18 protein-coding genes are annotated in these 14,640 nt (G+C 74.0%); 7 read left to right on the top strand and 11 right to left on the bottom strand.

Going from position 1 to position 14,640, the window contains the following annotated elements:
- Positions 1-40: 40 nt before the first annotated feature.
- Both ABD327_RS30295 and ABD327_RS30290 read left to right on the top strand, forming a co-directional pair.
- Positions 41-1,003, top strand: coding sequence for a DUF523 and DUF1722 domain-containing protein (locus ABD327_RS30295; RefSeq protein WP_344455466.1), 963 nt, complete (start codon positions 41-43; stop codon positions 1,001-1,003).
- Positions 1,004-1,216: 213 nt separating this feature from the next.
- Entirely contained in the window at positions 1,217-1,882 is a 666-nt protein-coding gene (locus tag ABD327_RS30290) for a TMEM165/GDT1 family protein (protein WP_344455464.1), read from the top strand.
- Between the two features lie 41 nt (positions 1,883-1,923).
- On the opposite strand, the gene ABD327_RS30285 is transcribed toward ABD327_RS30290, so the two are convergent.
- The 3 genes from ABD327_RS30285 to ABD327_RS30275 all read right to left on the bottom strand — a co-directional run bounded on the left by ABD327_RS30285 (position 1,924) and on the right by ABD327_RS30275 (position 4,056).
- Entirely contained in the window at positions 1,924-2,946 is a 1,023-nt protein-coding gene (locus tag ABD327_RS30285) for a tyrosine-type recombinase/integrase (protein WP_344455462.1), read from the bottom strand.
- Positions 2,947-2,978: 32 nt separating this feature from the next.
- Positions 2,979-3,548: a PASTA domain-containing protein gene (locus ABD327_RS30280; RefSeq protein WP_344455460.1), complete on the bottom strand. Its 570-nt coding sequence runs from the start codon at positions 3,546-3,548 to the stop codon at positions 2,979-2,981.
- Positions 3,549-3,630: 82 nt separating this feature from the next.
- Positions 3,631-4,056 carry a MarR family winged helix-turn-helix transcriptional regulator gene (locus ABD327_RS30275; protein ID WP_344455458.1) on the bottom strand — a complete coding sequence of 142 codons (426 nt, stop codon included), beginning with the start codon at positions 4,054-4,056 and terminating at the stop codon, positions 3,631-3,633.
- A 67-nt stretch (positions 4,057-4,123) separates the two neighbouring features.
- Here ABD327_RS30275 and ABD327_RS30270 point away from each other — a divergent pair, with 67 nt between their 5' ends.
- Positions 4,124-4,534 (top strand): PaaI family thioesterase, encoded by a 411-nt coding sequence (locus ABD327_RS30270; RefSeq protein WP_344455456.1) that lies wholly within the window; start codon positions 4,124-4,126, stop codon positions 4,532-4,534.
- A 151-nt stretch (positions 4,535-4,685) separates the two neighbouring features.
- Here the strand turns inward: ABD327_RS30270 and ABD327_RS30265 are convergent, their stop codons facing one another.
- Positions 4,686-5,267, bottom strand: a complete 582-nt coding sequence (locus ABD327_RS30265; protein ID WP_344455454.1) for a helix-turn-helix domain-containing protein — start codon at positions 5,265-5,267, stop codon at positions 4,686-4,688.
- Positions 5,268-5,345: 78 nt separating this feature from the next.
- Between ABD327_RS30265 and ABD327_RS30260 the strand changes: the two genes are divergently transcribed.
- Together ABD327_RS30260 and ABD327_RS30255 are read left to right on the top strand one after the other, a co-directional pair.
- Positions 5,346-6,164, top strand: coding sequence for an AzlC family ABC transporter permease (locus ABD327_RS30260; RefSeq protein ID WP_344455452.1), 819 nt, complete (start codon positions 5,346-5,348; stop codon positions 6,162-6,164).
- A complete protein-coding gene (locus ABD327_RS30255) occupies positions 6,161-6,481 on the top strand; it encodes an AzlD domain-containing protein (protein ID WP_344455450.1) in 321 nt (106 codons plus the stop codon). Before ABD327_RS30260 ends, ABD327_RS30255 begins: the two co-directional genes overlap by 4 nt.
- Here ABD327_RS30255 and ABD327_RS30250 read toward each other — a convergent pair.
- Both ABD327_RS30250 and ABD327_RS30245 read right to left on the bottom strand, forming a co-directional pair.
- Positions 6,432-6,977, bottom strand: coding sequence for a DMT family transporter (locus tag ABD327_RS30250; protein WP_344455553.1), 546 nt, complete (start codon positions 6,975-6,977; stop codon positions 6,432-6,434). The genes ABD327_RS30255 and ABD327_RS30250 overlap by 50 nt on opposite strands.
- A 112-nt stretch (positions 6,978-7,089) precedes the next feature.
- Positions 7,090-7,908, bottom strand: a complete 819-nt coding sequence (locus ABD327_RS30245; protein ID WP_344455448.1) for an SDR family NAD(P)-dependent oxidoreductase — start codon at positions 7,906-7,908, stop codon at positions 7,090-7,092.
- A gap of 142 nt (positions 7,909-8,050) precedes the next feature.
- Here ABD327_RS30245 and ABD327_RS30240 point away from each other — a divergent pair, with 142 nt between their 5' ends.
- Positions 8,051-8,626: a TetR/AcrR family transcriptional regulator gene (locus tag ABD327_RS30240; RefSeq protein WP_344455446.1), complete on the top strand. Its 576-nt coding sequence runs from the start codon at positions 8,051-8,053 to the stop codon at positions 8,624-8,626.
- A gap of 54 nt (positions 8,627-8,680) precedes the next feature.
- On the opposite strand, the gene ABD327_RS30235 is transcribed toward ABD327_RS30240, so the two are convergent.
- From ABD327_RS30235 to ABD327_RS30220, 4 genes are all read right to left on the bottom strand, one after another.
- Positions 8,681-9,325: a hypothetical protein gene (locus ABD327_RS30235; protein WP_344455444.1), complete on the bottom strand. Its 645-nt coding sequence runs from the start codon at positions 9,323-9,325 to the stop codon at positions 8,681-8,683.
- Between the two features lie 51 nt (positions 9,326-9,376).
- On the bottom strand, positions 9,377-10,669 hold the full coding sequence (locus ABD327_RS30230; protein ID WP_344455442.1) for a DNA polymerase III subunit beta family protein: 1,293 nt from the start codon (positions 10,667-10,669) through the stop codon (positions 9,377-9,379).
- Between the two features lie 202 nt (positions 10,670-10,871).
- Positions 10,872-11,723: an aldo/keto reductase gene (locus tag ABD327_RS30225; protein ID WP_344455440.1), complete on the bottom strand. Its 852-nt coding sequence runs from the start codon at positions 11,721-11,723 to the stop codon at positions 10,872-10,874.
- 118 nt (positions 11,724-11,841) lie between these two features.
- Positions 11,842-12,942 (bottom strand): winged helix DNA-binding domain-containing protein, encoded by a 1,101-nt coding sequence (locus ABD327_RS30220; RefSeq protein ID WP_344455438.1) that lies wholly within the window; start codon positions 12,940-12,942, stop codon positions 11,842-11,844.
- A gap of 172 nt (positions 12,943-13,114) precedes the next feature.
- On the opposite strand from ABD327_RS30220, the gene ABD327_RS30215 reads away from it, so the two are divergent.
- Positions 13,115-13,918, top strand: a complete 804-nt coding sequence (locus ABD327_RS30215) for a DUF3152 domain-containing protein (protein ID WP_344455436.1) — start codon at positions 13,115-13,117, stop codon at positions 13,916-13,918.
- A gap of 31 nt (positions 13,919-13,949) precedes the next feature.
- Here the strand turns inward: ABD327_RS30215 and ABD327_RS30210 are convergent, their stop codons facing one another.
- Positions 13,950-14,639 carry a DUF5701 family protein gene (locus ABD327_RS30210; RefSeq protein ID WP_344455434.1) on the bottom strand — a complete coding sequence of 230 codons (690 nt, stop codon included), beginning with the start codon at positions 14,637-14,639 and terminating at the stop codon, positions 13,950-13,952.
- Position 14,640 lies beyond the last annotated feature (1 nt).

Here is a 14,640-nt window from a genome sequence, read left to right as displayed (position 1 = left end):
CGCCCCGGACGGGGGCTATGAAGGCTGGAAGGGGGGAGCCATGGACGTCGTCCGGCCGCGGGTGGGGGTCTCGGGGTGCCTGCTGGGCAGTCCCGTGCGCTACAACGGCGGGCACAGCAGGTGCCGGTTCCTCACCGACGAACTCGCCCGGTACGTGTCCTGGGAGCCGGTCTGCCCCGAGATGGAGATCGGGCTGGGGGCGCCGCGGCCGATGGTGCGGCTGCTCAGCGACGGGAGACTGGCCGCCAAGGACGGCACCGCCGACCACTCGGGAGCGGTCGCCGAGCTGACCGGACGGACGGCGCCTTCGTGGGAGGAGCTGGACGGGTTCGTGTTCAAGGCCCGCTCGCCCTCGTGCGGGCTGTTCGGCGTGCCGCGCTACAGCGCCGGCCTGCCCGGGGAGCGCACCGACGGCCAGCCCGTCGACCACCGGGGGCGGGGCGCGTTCGCCGCGGCGCTGACGGACGCCCGACCCGACCTCCCGGTGGAGGAGGAGGGGCGGCTGAACGACCCGGTGCTGCGCGAGCACTTCGTGGAGCGGATCTTCGCGCACGCCCGGCTGCGGGAACTGCTGGCCGGCGGGTGGCGCGCGGGCGACCTGGTGGCCTTCCACAGCCGGCACAAGCTGCAGATCATGGCGCACGAACCGGAGGCCTACCGGGAGAGCGGCCGGATCGTGGCGCGGGCGGGCACCGCGCCCCGGGAGGAGACCGCACTGGCCTACCGGCGGGTGTTCACGCGGGCGCTGGGCGTCCGCCCCTCCCGGGGCCGCCACGTCAACGCCCTGCAGCACGTGTTCAGCCTGCTGACCGCCCGCCTGAACGGGCCGCGCCGCCACGACCTGGTGGAGACGATCGGCGAGTTCGAGGCGGGGCGGGTGCCGCTGAGCCTGCCGGTGGCGCTGCTGCGCCACCACGCCCTGGGCGAGGAGCTGCCGTACGTGGTCGGCCAGACCTACCTGGACCCCTATCCGCAGGAGCTGGGCCTTCGGCACCGCCTGTGAGGGGACGCCCCCGGAGGCCCGTCCAGGCGGGATCATCGGCTACCCTGGCAGGCAGCGAAGGGGAGTAGTCCCACCCCGCCGGCTGATCGACATACTGGACGTCCTCGGATGTCCCGGTCGCCGGGTCGCGGCCCTGAACAAGGGGCGCGATGGACGAGACCTTCGGCCAAGGCATGAACGGTGCCGCGCCTCCCGGCGCGGTGCCGGTCCGTCATGCCGGGCCGAGCGGTCCTCATCCGTGAAACGGGCGACTTCGTGGACCTGCGGGGCCCGGCTCCGAGCAGAAAGCCGACCGGCATGTCCCTCGACCCCCTGGCGATCCTCACGGCCTTCGGGCTGATCTTCCTCGCCGAGCTCCCCGACAAGACGATGTTCGCGTCCCTGGCCATGGGCACCCGCATGCGCCCCCTGTACGTGTGGCTGGGCGCCTCCACCGCGTTCCTCGTGCACGTCGCCATCGCGGTGGGCGTCGGCGGGCTGATCGGCCTGCTGCCCAACACGGCGGTCAAGCTCGTCTCCGCCTCGCTCTTCGCCTTCGGCGCGTTCATGCTGCTGCGCGGCGGGGACGAGGACGGCGAGGAGGGCGGCGTCAGGGCCCTGACCGGCTTCTGGCCCGTCTTCTCCACCGCGTTCACCGCCGTGTTCATCAGCGAATGGGGCGACCTCACCCAGATCACCACCGCCAACCTCTCCGCGTCCAACGGGCTGCTGCCCACCGCGATCGGCTCGGCCGCCGCCCTCATGTCCGTCTCCGCGCTGGCCCTGCTGGCCGGCCGGCTCATCGTCCGGCGCGTGCCGTTGAAGACCGTCCAGCGGCTCGGCGGGCTGTGCATGGCGGGCCTGGCCGTGTGGTCCCTCATCGAGGCCTTCACCGGCTGAGCGCCTTCGGCGGGCGCTCCGCGGGCCCGTCCGCTCGCGGGTCAGGGCGGCAGGAGGGGGTGGACGCGCATGGCGGCCTCCAGCTCGCCGGGCAGGGCGTCGCGGTAGCGGGTGAGGGTCGACAGGTCGGAATGGCCCAGGACGCGGCGCACGGCGTCCAGGTCGGTGGCCGCGGCCAGCAGGTGGGTGGCGGTGGTGTGGCGCAGGCCGTGAGGGGTGACGGCGCGGCGGTCGGCGGGGGCGACCCGGCGCAGGACGCGGTCGATGACGGGCTGGACGTCGCCGCGCGCCAGGCGCCGCCCCCGCCAGGACAGCAGCAGCGCGCGGCCCTCGCGGCCGCGGTCCAGGCGGGGGCGGCCCTCGGCGGTGTAGGCGTCCAGGAGCGCGGCGACGGGCGGGGGAAGCGGCAGGTCGCGGGTGCGGCCGCCCTTGCCCAGGACCCGCCAGTAGCGGACGCCGTCGCTGGTGAAGAAGTGCTCCAGGTCCGCGCCGACCAGCTCCGAGACGCGGGGGCCGAGCGTGGCGAGCATGACCACCACGAGGGCGTCGCGCAGCTCGGTGCGCTGGTCGTCGCGGCGGGCGGCGTCCGGAGGGTCGTCGGCCAGGGAGCGGGCCGCGGTGATGAGGCCGCCCGCCTGCTCGCGGGTCAGGGCGCGGCGCTCGGTGCGCAGCCCGCCGCGCTCGCGGGCGCGGACGGTGGCGGCCGGCATCGGGTCGAGCTGCACCCACCCCGACAGGACCGCGTGGCGGAAGAACACCGTCAGGGAGCGGCGGAAACGCGACTGGGAGGCGGCGCTCTGCGGCGCGGAGGCGGCGGCGGGGACGCGGCGCCGCCCGTCGGGTTTGCGGGCGAAGGCCAGCAGGACCTCGTCGATGTCCTCGCCCGTCAGCTCGTCCAGCACGCGGTGCGGTCCCGCCATCTCGCAGAACGTCAGGACGTCGCGGACGTAGATCTCGGCGGTGCCCGGCGACAGCTGTCCGGTGCCGGTCTTGGCCCGGATGAGGTCGGCGTAGCGGCCGGTGGAGTTCTCGACGGTCAGGGGAACGAGCCGGGTGGGGCGCATGAAGGGAATGTAACCGACCGGAGGGCGGCGGGTCAGTCGTCGTCGTCCCAGGGGCGGCCGGGCCGGTCGGACCGGCAGCGCCCTTGCGGGACGAACAGGGCAACCCGCCCGCCCCGGGACCACTGCTGCCCGGCCGCCGGCTGCTGGGAGGCGACCCGGCCGGTGGGGAAGCCGTCCTGGCAGACCACCTCGTGGCCGTAACCGGCGGCCGCGAGCGTCACCGCGGCCTGCTCGACGGTCAGTCCCACCACGCCGGGGACGACAGGGGCGGCGGGCTCGTTCGTCGTGGGCGCCGCGCTCGGGGCGGCCGGAGGGGCCGTCTTGCTGCGGGTGGGCGTGGGGCTCGCCGTGGTGACGGTCGGCTTGGGAACCGCCGTGACCGGTTTTGCGGAGATCTCCGGCTGCGTCGGGTCGCCGTGGCCGTCGTCGGGGGAGACCGACACCGTCGCGGGCGCCAGGGTGCGGATCTCGCCGGCGTCCGCGGGCGCCTCGGAGTCGCCGTCGGTGCCCAGCAGCACCACCGAAAGCCCGGCCGCGGCCAGGACGGCGGCCGCCCCCGCGGCCTTCGCGGTGACGGGACGCCGACGTGCGTGTGCTCCCACGGAAACCACCCCCGGCGCAAGATCTTAGGGCCACAACCGGGGCCCTAGAGACGAAATGTCGGTGATGAGGTGGGATGGAACTTCAGGCGTCGTCGTAGGCGAGAGTGCGCAGGGCCGCGAGCGTCCGGGTGAAGTCCTCGTCGCCCAGGACGGCCCGCAGTTCGGCGTTGAAGCGGTCGATCTCCGGCTGGGCGGCGCGCAGGGCGGCCAGGCCGCCGTCCGACAGCTCCAGCACCACCGCCCGGTGCTCGCTGGGGTGGGCGCCGCGGGTGAGGAGGCCGGCGGCGGCCAGGCGGGCGACGAGGGAGGTGACCGCCGACTCGCGCAGGCCCAGGACGCCCGCGAGCTGCCGCTGGGTGACGCCCGGCCGGTCGCGGACCGCGAACAGCGCGCCGAGCTGGGCGGTGGTGATCCCGGCCACGGCCAGGCAGCGGCGGTCGGCGTCCAGGCGCAGCCGGTGGGCGGCGCGCTGGAGCAGGAAGAAGAGGCGCTGGTCGGGTTCGGGCATGGGTCGATGTTGACAGACGCGGCCGGGGGAGGCCATCCTCACTTCACATATGAAGTGAGGATGTGACATGGACATTCCCGATCTCGCGTTCGCCCAGAAGGTCCTGGCCGCCCAGCCCTTCAGCGTGCTGCTCGGCGCCCGCATCACCGCGTTCGGCGACGGTCAGGCGACCCTGGAACTGGACATCCAGGACGAGTTGCGCCAGCAGAACGGCGTCCTGCACGGCGGCGTGCTCGGCTACGCCGCGGACAACGCCCTGACCTTCGCCGCCGGGGCCGTCGCGGGAGCCGGAGTCATCACCTCCGGGTTCACCATCGACTACCTGCGCCCCGCCGACGGCCGCACCCTGCGCGCCCACGCCCGGGTGGTGCGCGCCGGCCGCACCCGCGTGGTCTGCCGCTGCGACCTGTCCACCATCGACGCCGAAGGCTCCCAGACCCTGTGCGCGGTCGCCCAGGGCACCATCGCCATCACCTGACCGGCCCGCGCGGGCCCTGCCGCCTCACGCGGACGCACCTGCGCAGGATGCGCGCCAGAAGCAGGCGGAGCACGCGGGGGCCGCTACTGGGCGGCTGCGTCGATCCACTGACCGGCAGGGGGGCGCGCCGGCGTTCGTGCTCTCGCTCCGTTCAGGGGTGCTCCATCGCGAAGACCGCGGTGGTGCCGGGAGAGAGCGCGGCGAAGGTGTGGGGGGCGTCGCCGGGGTAGGTGAGGTAGTCGCCCGGGTGGAGCTCCACGGGGGACTCCGCGGGGCCCGCCAGGGCGCGGCCGGTGCTGAGGACGACGTGCTCGACGGTGCCCGCCTGGTGGGGGCGGGAGTCCAGGGGCGGGCCCGGCTCGGCGGTGATGCGGTAGAGGTCGCGGCGCGCGCCGGGCGGGCAGGAGGCGAGCAGGGCGGCGGTGTAGTCCGACTCCTGGGAACGGGTGGCGGGGCCCTGCCCGGCGCGGATGAGACGGGTGCGGGGGGCGTCCGGCTCCACCAGGCGGCTGAAGGGCACCCCGAGCGCCATGCCCAGCGCCCACAGCGTCTCCACGCTGGGATTGCCCGAGCCCGACTCCAGCTGGGAGAGCGTGGACTTGGCCAGGCCGGCGCGGCGGGCCAGCTCGGTGAGGGTCAGCCCGGCGCGTTCGCGCTCGCGGCGGACGGCCGAGGCGATCGTCTGGATGACCCCGGCGGGGGAGGGGGCGGCGTTCGCGGGGCTGTGCGTCACGGTGTTCGCTCCATGTTCGCTCCAGAAGTCCTTTCGTTCGATTTGACGAACCCGGCTCTGGTGTTCATCCTAGTGGACATGAGTTCGTTCTGGCGAACACCCGGTCGGGCGACCCTCCGCGACATCGCCCTGGTCTGCGTCGCCGACGCCCTGGTCGGCGCGTCCTTCGGCGCCCTCGCCGTCTCCGGCGGCCTGCCCCTGTGGGTACCGGTCGCCATGTCCCTGCTGGTGTTCGCCGGAGGAGCCCAGTTCGCCGCCATCGGCGTCGCCCTCGCCGGAGGCGCGCCGCTGGCCGCCGTCACCACCGGCCTGATCCTCAACGCCCGCCACCTGCCCTTCGGGCTGGCCGTCGCCGACGTCCTGTCCGGCCCCCGCTGGGCCCGCCTCCTGGGCTCCCACCTCATGACCGACGAGACCATCGCCTTCACCCTGCGCCACGAAGACCCCGCCCGCCGCCGCGCGACCTACTGGCTGTGCGGGACGGCCCTGTTCGTCGTATGGAACGCCTCCGTCGCGCTGGGCGCCCTGGCCGCCCACGCCATCGGCGACGTCAACGCCCTCGGCCTGGACGCGGCCTTCCCCGCCGTCCTCCTGGCCCTGCTCCTGCCCGCCCTGGCCGACCGCCCCACCCGCCGCACCGCCCTGCTCGGCGCCCTCATCGCCGTGGCCGCCACCCCCTTCCTGCCCCCCGGCGCCCCCGTCCTGCTGTCCCTCCTGGCGCTCGTCCCCTTCCTGATCCTCACCCGCACCACCCGCCACCACGACTCCGACGATCCTTCGGCCAAGGCGCCCACCGGAACGGAACACCGCCCCGAGGAGCACCGGGAACACACCGGCCAACGGCACGACGAACAAGACGACGCGCACATCCGCACACCCCCGGAGGCAGCACCATGACCGCGACACTGCCGATGACCGCGATCCTCCTGCTGGCCGCCGGAACCTACGCCTTCCGCCTGGCCGGCCCCCTCCTGCACGAACGCCTCGGCCCCGCCGACAGGCTCACACGCCCCCTGGCCGCGGCCACCACCGTCCTCCTCCTGGCGCTCGTGGCCACCTCCGCCCTCACCGAGAACCAGGACTTCGCCGGATGGTCCCGCCCCGCCGGAGTCCTCGCCGCCGCCGCGCTGGCCCTGCGCCGCGCCCCCTTCCCCGTCGTCGTCCTCACCGCGGCCGCCACCACCGCCCTCCTGCGCCTGTGCGGCATTCCCTGACCCTCCACCCGCGCGTCGCTCCCAGAACCGCCTCCGCCCCTGACGCTGTTGGCCGTAGCCGGGCGTGCGGTGCTGGAGGAGACCCGTACCCGACGTGCGTGACGCTCGTACGCCCGGGAATCCCGGGCGTACGAGCGTTTGCCGTACCAGCCGAGGTGTGCGGGTGCACCGGTGGCCCCTTCAGCGCATATCCAAATCGCCCATCAGGCATTCTGCGGTGCCGGCCGTGACCCCCCCCAGCCGTCGGCTCGCCGACTGTTTGTTGGGGACGGTGTGCTCCTCGGCCGTCGCGGCCCGGCCGCCGGAGGCCGAGGACGACGCCTGCCGCGACGAGCAGCGCACCGGTGACATCGGCGGGGCCCGCCTGGCCGAGGCCGAGCGCGACGGTGGCGAGCAGCGCGCCTACGGGTACGAGGCCGGCGAAGAGGCCCGCACGGTCGGCGCCGAGGCGGCGCAGCGCGTCGTACCAGAGGAAGAAGGCGGCCGCGGTGACGATCGCACCGAGGTAGCCGAAGGCGGCCGCTTCGCCGGATGTGGGCAGCCGCAGGGCGGCCGTGCCGTCCAGGGCGAGGCTGCCGAGGCCGCGGCGAGGGGGGCTGGAAAGGATCTCATGCGGTGCGCTCCCGCATCGCCGAGGCGTCGGCCGACGGGGTCAGGACCTTGCGGGTGATGCGTTCGGCGATGGCGGCGACCACGGTCCGGGGGCGGCGGGGCGTCAGGTGTGCGGCCAGGGTGTTGCCGAGTCCGGGGGTGACGTAGCCGCGGTCGCGCTCCAGCGCGCGCAGAGCGGCCCGTACGACGGGCTCCGGGGTGGTCATGGAGCCGGTCACGGCCGCCCGGCGGGTGCCGATGACGTCGAAGAAGGCGGTCTCGACCGGACCGGGGCACAGGGTGAGCACGCGGATGCCGCGCTTGCGGTACTCCTGGCGCAGGGCGAGCCCGAAGTTCAGCACGAAGGCCTTGGACGCACCGTAGACGGCGAAGTACGGGGAGGGCTGGAAGCCGGCGTTGGACGCGACGTTGACGACCGAGCCGCGGCCGCGCTCCAGCATGCCGGGCAGCAGTTCGTGGGTGAGGTCGACGAGCGCGACGACGTTGACCATCAGCTGGTCGTGGTCGCGGGCCCCGGATATCTCCTCGAAGCGGCCGCAGGTGCCGAAGCCCGCGTTGTTGACCAGCAGATCGACGCTCAGGCCGCGGGAGGCCAGCCGGTCGGCGACGCGGCGGGCCGCGTCCGGCTCGGCGAGGTCCTGGACCAGCACATGGGCGCGGACGCCGTGCTCGGCGATCAGGCGCTCGGCGAGGGCGGCGAGCCGGTCGCCGGACCGCGCCACCAGGATCAGATCGTGCCCCTGGGCGGCGAGCTGCGCGGCGAACTCCGCACCGAGGCCGGACGACGCTCCGGTGATGAGGGCGGTGCTGTGCACGAGTTTCTCCTTCAGACGATGGCAACTGGGAGGAGAGAGTACTAGTACCTCAAGAAAATGCAACAGTCATGATGCAATTAGAGCTGACTTTGCATCCAGGGAGTATTGTTTTCCTGGATAGATGGTCTAAGCAGGAGGCATGATGGGCGAGACAGCGGCACGGCCGTTGAGAGCGGACGCGGAGCGCAGCGTGCGCGCGGTCCTGGAGGCGGCCGAGCGGGTGCTCGCCGAAGATCCCGGCGCCTCCATGGAGCAGATCGCCGCGGCCGCGGGAGTGGCCCGGACGACGATCCACCGGCGCTTCGCCAACCGGCAGGCGCTGATCGAGGCGCTGGCGTCGTCCGCGGCCCGCCAGCTGGCCCAGGCGGTGGACGACGGCAGGCCGGACACCGCGCCGCCGCTGGTGGCGATGCACCGGATCACGGCCAATGTGCTCCAGGTCAAGAGCGCCTGGACGTTCGCCCTGGGACTGCCGGCAGGCCCCGACAGCGAGGCCGCCGTCCTCCAGCAGGACATCAACCGCCGCTGCATCGCCGTGCTGAAGCGGGCCCAGGCCGACAAGCTCATCGACCAAGCGGCCGACCTCGACTGGGTGCGCCGGGTCTACTACGCGCTCATCGGGGAGTCCCTGCACGGCAACGCGGACGGCGCCGACCCGGACGCCCTCGCCGCCCGCATCATCGACACCCTGCTGCACGGCGCCGGCCCGCGCGCCTGAGCCGGGATTCCGGTGGCCACGACCGCGAGGGGCATCTCCTGCCCGAGATTGGGGTCAGGTGGAGGCGGTGACGGCCCGGCGGAGGAGCTCCTGCTCAGGGGCGGGGAGGGCGCGGGAAGCGTGGAGCATGTGCAGGGCCGTGGTCAGGCGGAGCCCGTCATCGGGCGTGCCCAGGTCACCGAGGTGAGCGGGCAGGATCAGGGCCAGGGACCTGAGGTCGCGGAGCTCGCACAGGCGGTCCAGCAGGGAGGCCAGCGGGCCGTCGGCGGGATGAGGGGCGAGGCCGCCGGTGGAGCGCAGGCCCTCGGCGGCCGCCAGGCGGATCCAGTCGGCGTACTGGCCCTCGGGGACGTCACGCAGGCGGGCCGCGGCCAGGCCGAAGTGCTCGCGCGCCGGGCCGGGGGAGCCGAGATCCCGATGGGCTCTGGCCATGTTCAGGTGCAGGGAGGCGTAGAAGCCCTTGACGCGGTCGTCGCCCACCCGGTCCGCACGCTCCAGGCACTCCCGGTTCCAGTGCAGGGTGTCGTGGGGAGTCGGCTGGTGGCGGGCGAGGTAGTGGGCGGCGACGCAGGCCTCGTAGTCGTCCGAGGCGCTCTCCCACGCACGCAGGAAGAGGGCGCGCGCGTCGGCGTCACGGCCTTCGGCCTCGGCCTGCATGCCCTGGGAGCACAGTACGACGACGGGGTTATCGGGATTCATACTCTGACTTTCGGTTTCGTTCCCGACTGAGGAGCCGGGCTGCGGGACGGATCAGGCGGAAGGGGACAGGACGGGCATGACCAGGGTGGTGAAGCTGCCCTGGTCGGCGGAGCGGACCACGACGGGCGCGTCGGGGGAGGAGACCTCCAGCAGCACGTCAGGCCCCACGCTCGCCTCAAGCGCGGGCAGCAGGACCGCCGGGTCGAAGGCGATCCGCAGAGGCGGCCCCGTGCACACGGCGGGCAGCTCGGTCCCGGCCGGTCCCGGCCCGCCGACCGCCAGTCCGCCCCCGCCGGTGCTCAGCGGGAACGGGCCCTGCGCACCCTGTTCGCCGAGTACGGCGACCAGCGCCGCACGGGCGACGATGACGCGGTGCCGGACAGGCGGCAGCCCGTCCAGGATCATCTGGTAGGAGGGAAACGTCCCCTCGGCGGTGCGCAGCTTCCACCGCCCGGAACCGCCACACGGTCCGGACGCGGCGCCATACCGGCCGGAGGCATCCCCAGGCCCGAGACCGCCGATCCCCGCAGAGCCGTCAAGCCACCCCGAGCCGTCACGCTGTTCCGAGACGCCGTCCGGCCCGCGGACCCCGCGAGAGCCGCAGGCGCCATGCGGTGCGGGGGAGCCGGACAGCGCGGGAGAGCCGGGCGGTCCCGGGGGATCGGGCCGTTCGGAGGTGTCGAGCAGCCACACGTCCCGTCCGTCCGTCTCGATCTCGAGTTCGTCCAGGGGGAGCGCCCAGGAGGCGGCCCTGTGCATCTCCTCTACGGGGACCGGTGTCCGGAGCGTGCCGCCGGAGGCCGAACGGGCCCGCAGCGTGCGCACGGACAGGCGGTAGCGGTCCGTGGCGACCAGGCGCACCTCCTGTCCGCCGACCTCCAGCAGGACGCAGCCCAGCACGGGGAACTCCTCCCGGGTCTCCCCGCCCGCCACCGCCGCCGCGACCTGCCGGACGGCGCCCGCCAGCTCGGCTCCGCCTATGCGCGCGACCGCCGTGTCCCGCCCGTGCGCGAGGCCGCGCAGGAGCTCCTCGATCACCGTCCGGGCGGCCTTCGCCGACTCCCGGGTCCTGCGCGCATGCCGCTCCAGGACGGCCCGCGCCTCCTCCTTCGAGCCGTCGAGCACCACCGAGGCCTCGGGCAGCGGCATTCCCGCGTCCCGCAGCCGCCGCACCAGCACCGCACGGTCCTCCTGCTCCGGCGCGTAGTACCGGTAGCCCGTCACCTCGTCCACGCGAGCCGGGCGCAGCAGCCCGCAGTCGCCGTAGAACCGCAGCGCGCTCGGCGCCAGTCCCACCCGCCGCGCGAACACCCCGATGCTCATCAGCCCATCGCCGTCGTCCATGGACGTGATTGTGGGCGTTCGACCAGCTTGAAGGTCAAACCGGCCCGGCAGCCGCCCGCCATCGCGCACGGGGTGGACCGGTCACTCGAAGACGTGGCGGCGCTCGTCGAGTGCTTGGACGCCTTCGCCGACCCGGCAGAGGCCGTACGCGCCTACTCCTCCGCCGGATCGTCTCCCGGCGCCCACACCGGCCGCTCCGCCGTCAGGTGCTCGCCGGGCGGGCGGCGGCCAGCCGGTCGAGGCGGGCGTACTGCTCGTCGCTCAGGCGCAGGTCGGCCGCGGCGACGTTCTGCTCCAGGTGGGCGATCCTGGTGGTGCCGGGGATGGGGAGCACGACGGGGGAGCGGGCCAGCAGCCAGGCCAGCGCGACCTGCGCCGGCGCGGCGCCCGCCTCGGCGGCGACGGCGGCGACCTCCCGCGCGCCCAGGGAGGCGGCCGGGTTGACGGGCCGCCAGGGCAGGAAGGCGATCCCCGCGGCCTCGCACGCCTCCAGCACGTCCTCGTACTCGCGGTCGAGCACGTTGTAGCGGTTCTGCACGCTGGCCACCTCGACGATCCCGCGCGCCTCCTCCAGCTGGGCGACGGTGACCTCCGACAGGCCGATGTGCACGATCTTGCCTTCGGCCCGGAGCTCGGCCAGCGTCCCCACCTGGTCGGCCAGCGGCACCTTCGGGTCGACGCGGTGCAGCTGGAGCAGCTCCAGCCGGTCCACCCGCAACCGGCGCAGGCCCTCCTCGACCTGCTCGCGCAGGAACTCCGGCCGCCCGCACAGGTCCGCCTCGCGCCCGTCCGCCGGCGGCGCCACCCCGACCTTCGTCGCGACGAGCAGCTCCTGCGGATACGGGTACAGGGCCTCTGCCAGCAGCTCCTCGTTGGCGCCCCACCCGTACAGGTGCGCGGTGTCGATCAGCGTCACCCCCAGCTCGACGGCGCGCCGCGCCACCGCGACGCAGGACTCGCGCTCGGCCGGGGACTCCGGGCGCAGGTGCATCGCCCCGAACCCGAGCCTCCCCACGGCACGCTCGCCCCCGATGTGAAACGTTCCCGCCGTCATCGACCCGCCCCCTCGCATCACGGAACCAGCTCCCGTTCCGGCGAGCATTTCACGATCTTCCGGATTTCCTGCGACTTTTCTTACGGCACGGACGGGTACCGGCCCTGGCCGGGAGACCTCACCAGGGGTCGGTGAAGACCAGGTCGTGGGTGTCGCCGGGGGCCAGGAGACGGAGCAGGGACGCGGCCTCGTCGGCGATGGCGTCGCGGGCGTGCGCGGGCAGGGGAGAGAAGGGCGTGATGGTCAGGCCGGCGGTGCCGCGGGCCCGGGAGGGCGACCAGGTGGCGCCGACGGTGCCGTCGACCAGGACGGTGCCGGGGATGTGGCCGTGCGGCGGCCAGGCGCGGGCGGTCTGCGCCGGGTCCAGCACACCGGTGCGCGAACGGTCGGCGAAGGAGATGAACAGGTTGTCGAAGTCGGGCAGGAAGCGGACGGGCGCCGGGACGTCCTCCGGCGGGCGAGGGGCGTCGGGCAGGTCGTAGAGGGTCTGGCCGTCCTCGGTGCGGAAGGTGCGCAGCCCCATCCGGTCCAGGACCTCGCGCAGGCGGGTCAGACCGCAGTGGGCCTGCACGTCCTTGGCGGTGGCGGGCCCGAACGCCGCCAGATAACGGGCGATGAAGTCCTCCAGCGACGGCTCGGACGCCAGGGGGGAGCCCAGCCAGTGCTCGGCGGTGGTGTGGGCGACCGGGCCGCTGCGGCCCCACAGGCCGCGCGGCGGCACCTGCACCAGCGGAAGCCTGGCGCGCACCAGCTGGGAGAGCGCCTGAGGGGTGCCGTCGGGGAAGCGGGCGTGCAGCTCGCGGCCGAGATCGGCGAACGTCAGCGCCCCGGCCTCCAGCAGCTCCCGGCCCGCCTCGGCGACCGCGTCCAGGTCGACGTTCTTCCAATGTCGGCCGAACGCGCTGCGGGTGACGCGGAAGATGAAGTCGTCGTGCAGGGGACGCCAGGCCAGGCAGTCGTCGGCCGTCACCAGGTGGATCGTCCCGCGCATCAGCGCGACGCGCACCAGCTCCCGCTTCTCCAGCAGCCCCGCGGCGTCCTGCGGATCGAAGCCCGACACCCGCGACCACAACGCGAAATACCACGAATGCGGCGTCTGCGCCTGCAGCCCGCCGATACGCGCCACCGCCTCCGCCACGCCCACCTCGGCGCGCTCCAGCAGCAGCTGCCGCGCCAGCGTCGCCCTCCCGAGCGCGCGAGCACTCAGCACCTCTCCCATGAACCTCACCCCTGCCTCCGCGAACCCGCCCCGTCCGCGGTAACGCTACCCCTCGCCCCTGACACTTCCCCTCTTCCGCGGACCGCCGCCCCCCACTCACCGAACACCAGGAGACGGTCCATAAACACCAACCTTTCATCACCCACGGAGATGGAGCGGTTACCGTACGGATATGGGCTCACACAGACGGACCCCCTCCCGCACACGGCACCACGCCGGCACCGCGCTGGCCGTCGTGCTGACCTCGGCCGTCACCCTCGCCCTCATCACCCGCGCCGCGCCCGTCCCGAAACCGCTGCCCGCCCCCAAGCCCTCCGCCGCCGGGAAACGGCCCGCCAGGCCGCTGGTCGTCAACGGGCGCCTGCAGCCCGCGCCCCGGACCGTCCCCGTCCGCGCCTCGGGCCGCTACCTCCTGGCCCCCGGAACCGACGCGCCCCGCCACCACCGCCACCTCACCACCCGCTACCTCGTCGAAGTCGAGAAAGGACTGCCCTTCACCACCGGGGAGTTCGCCCGCGACGTCCACCGCATCCTCACCGACCCGCGCGGCTGGCCCACCGGCTTCCTGCGCGTGGACCGCGAACCCGCCGACCTGCGCGTCTCCCTCACCAGCCCCGCCCACGCCCGCGACCGCTGCCGCCCCCTGGACGTCGGGCTGCGCCTGTCGTGCTGGGAGGGCAGCCGAGCCGTCATCAACGCCGCCCGCTGGGCCCGCGGCGCCGCCTCCTACGGAGGCGACCTGGCCACCTACCGCGAATACCTCATCAACCACGAGGTCGGCCACGCCCTCGGCCACGGCCACCGCACCTGCCCCGCCCCGGGACGCCCCGCCCCCGTCATGGTCCAGCAGAGCATCTCCCTGTACGGGTGCGTGCCCAATCCGTGGCCGCGCCGTCACGTGATTCCCCGGATCGACCCTTCGCACAGCGCCCTCGCCGGGACGCTGCGCACCCTGGTCGCGGGAGCCGAGCGATAGAGCGTCGGCTACGGATCCCAGCGGCGGGGCCCTACCGCGCGCCGCGGCCTCCGGCGGAGGCCATGCCCAGCCACGTGTGCGGGTTGCCCTCCCAGCACCAGCCGAGCTTCGGAGCGCCCGCGCTGATCCACAGCGCCGGGACGCGGCGGTCGCCGCAGCGTGAACCGCCCAGGGAGAAGCACTTGTTCTTGACCAGCGTCTGAGGGAAGTGGGTGAGCAGCGCGACGCCCTCCTCGACGGTCAGGGGAGTACGTCCCCTCTCGGCGATGACGGCCATCGCGTCACCCGGCACGACGCCGCAGAACTCCTCCCCGCGTTCGACGTCCAGGAGCAGGTAGGCGTCCTGGTGGGGGAGTACCGCCTCCTTGACGGGGACGAACCGCTCGAGGGAGCCGGGTTCGAAGGAGCGGTCGACGAATCCGGGCTTCTTCTTGCCGTGCACGGCGGTGAGCTCCATCGTCCGCTCGATCGGGACCATCTGCCGGGTCACCACCAGGAGGAAGGGCACCCGGCCCGCCTCGGGGAAGCATTCCCCGGCTCCGCGATCCTCCGCGACGGCGCGCAGCGGGTCGACGAGCGAACGGAACTCCTGCACGCCCAGGCCCGCCGCAGCCGGATACCCCAGCTCGACGAGGCCCTCCACCTGGCGGTCGAACTCGGCGCCCGCGTCGAACCCTCCACCGGGGCCGCGGACCTCACCGGGATTCTCCTTCAAAACCATG

Source organism: Actinocorallia aurantiaca (genome assembly GCF_039533685.1).
Lineage (GTDB): Bacteria > Actinomycetota > Actinomycetes > Streptosporangiales > Streptosporangiaceae > Actinocorallia > Actinocorallia aurantiaca.
Note: the sequence above shows the minus strand (reverse complement) of the source record. Positions and strands in the feature narration are given on the sequence as shown.

Excerpts from the sequence above, each read along its gene's own strand:
- ABD327_RS30240 (WP_344455446.1), top strand. The coding sequence starts at position 8,051 with ATGGGCGAGACAGCGGCACGGCCGTTGAGAGCGGACGCGGAGCGCAGC.
- ABD327_RS30235 (WP_344455444.1), bottom strand. The coding sequence starts at position 9,325 with ATGAATCCCGATAACCCCGTCGTCGTACTGTGCTCCCAGGGCATGCAG.
- ABD327_RS30230 (WP_344455442.1), bottom strand. The coding sequence starts at position 10,669 with ATGGACGACGGCGATGGGCTGATGAGCATCGGGGTGTTCGCGCGGCGG.
- ABD327_RS30225 (WP_344455440.1), bottom strand. The coding sequence starts at position 11,723 with ATGACGGCGGGAACGTTTCACATCGGGGGCGAGCGTGCCGTGGGGAGG.
- ABD327_RS30295 (WP_344455466.1), top strand. The coding sequence starts at position 41 with ATGGACGTCGTCCGGCCGCGGGTGGGGGTCTCGGGGTGCCTGCTGGGC.
- ABD327_RS30270 (WP_344455456.1), top strand. The coding sequence starts at position 4,124 with ATGGACATTCCCGATCTCGCGTTCGCCCAGAAGGTCCTGGCCGCCCAG.
- ABD327_RS30215 (WP_344455436.1), top strand. The coding sequence starts at position 13,115 with ATGGGCTCACACAGACGGACCCCCTCCCGCACACGGCACCACGCCGGC.
- ABD327_RS30255 (WP_344455450.1), top strand. The coding sequence starts at position 6,161 with ATGACCGCGACACTGCCGATGACCGCGATCCTCCTGCTGGCCGCCGGA.
- ABD327_RS30260 (WP_344455452.1), top strand. The coding sequence starts at position 5,346 with ATGAGTTCGTTCTGGCGAACACCCGGTCGGGCGACCCTCCGCGACATC.
- ABD327_RS30220 (WP_344455438.1), bottom strand. The coding sequence starts at position 12,942 with ATGGGAGAGGTGCTGAGTGCTCGCGCGCTCGGGAGGGCGACGCTGGCG.
- ABD327_RS30275 (WP_344455458.1), bottom strand. The coding sequence starts at position 4,056 with ATGCCCGAACCCGACCAGCGCCTCTTCTTCCTGCTCCAGCGCGCCGCC.
- ABD327_RS30210 (WP_344455434.1), bottom strand. The coding sequence starts at position 14,639 with ATGGTTTTGAAGGAGAATCCCGGTGAGGTCCGCGGCCCCGGTGGAGGG.
- ABD327_RS30285 (WP_344455462.1), bottom strand. The coding sequence starts at position 2,946 with ATGCGCCCCACCCGGCTCGTTCCCCTGACCGTCGAGAACTCCACCGGC.
- ABD327_RS30290 (WP_344455464.1), top strand. The coding sequence starts at position 1,217 with ATGCCGGGCCGAGCGGTCCTCATCCGTGAAACGGGCGACTTCGTGGAC.